We start from the raw sequence: 783 nt of genomic DNA, 5'->3' as shown, positions 1-783 counted from the left end.
TCTTTGACCTCCGGGGCAAGGCTCTCAATCGTGCCGCCCAGATTGCAAAGACGATGGGTGCGTTTCTGCCTTTCGCCTTTCTCCAGATATTTCTTTCTGTTCTCAAGACGGTTGAGCTTGTGCTGTTCCTGTGCAAGCTGCGTCTCGGCCCGTTCCTTTTCGGCTCGGAGCTGGTCAAGGGTTTTCGGTTTTGTCATTGTGATTGACCTCCTATTTTTGATTTTGGGGATAAAAAAAGACCGTCAACTTTTCGCATAGTGCGACCAGTCAACGGTCTGATTTTCGGTATTTGTTTTTCCAAACTTGCTGGCGGCGAACGGTTTGTCAAAACCGTTTGCGGACGGCAAGTACACAAGGGATAGCCGCATTAGCAGCGCAAGGGGGTGTAGCCACCTTGACGGAACGAAGTGACGAAACATTCTCGGTCATGCAGCTTTTTTCTGCTGACGGAGAATGAAGCTCCGCAGGACGCACTACTCTCGACAGAGAGTATAGAAGTGCGCCCTTTAGTTCCTAAAGGGATTTTATCAGTTCGCCAAACTTGAATCTGTCGTATTAGAGATTCTTCGCTTGCAGCTCCCTTAACGATTTCTTCACTGGCGAAGTTGGTAGCGACCGATACATCACCGGCTACAAACTGTGATAATCAAAAATAAACACATTTGCCGATATTAAAGAAAGGAAGCCCCCTTTTTGGTGGCTTCCTTTCTTGTTTACTCCACCGATCAACGGCTCAATATTAAAAAATCTCCGAAACCAAGAACGCTACAACATAGCAGATCG

1 protein-coding gene is annotated in these 783 nt (G+C 47.3%); it reads right to left on the bottom strand.

The window, feature by feature from the left end:
- A partial coding sequence (locus DWZ44_RS18025; protein WP_117805441.1) for a DUF3847 domain-containing protein occupies positions 1-197 on the bottom strand: 197 nt, incomplete at its 3' end.
- Between the last annotated feature and the right edge of the window lie 586 nt (positions 198-783).

Origin of the sequence: Blautia sp. AF32-4BH (assembly GCF_003460565.1) — a bacterium.
Classification (GTDB): domain Bacteria; phylum Bacillota; class Clostridia; order Lachnospirales; family Lachnospiraceae; genus Fusicatenibacter; species Fusicatenibacter saccharivorans.
This window is presented reverse-complemented; position numbering and strand designations above follow the sequence as displayed.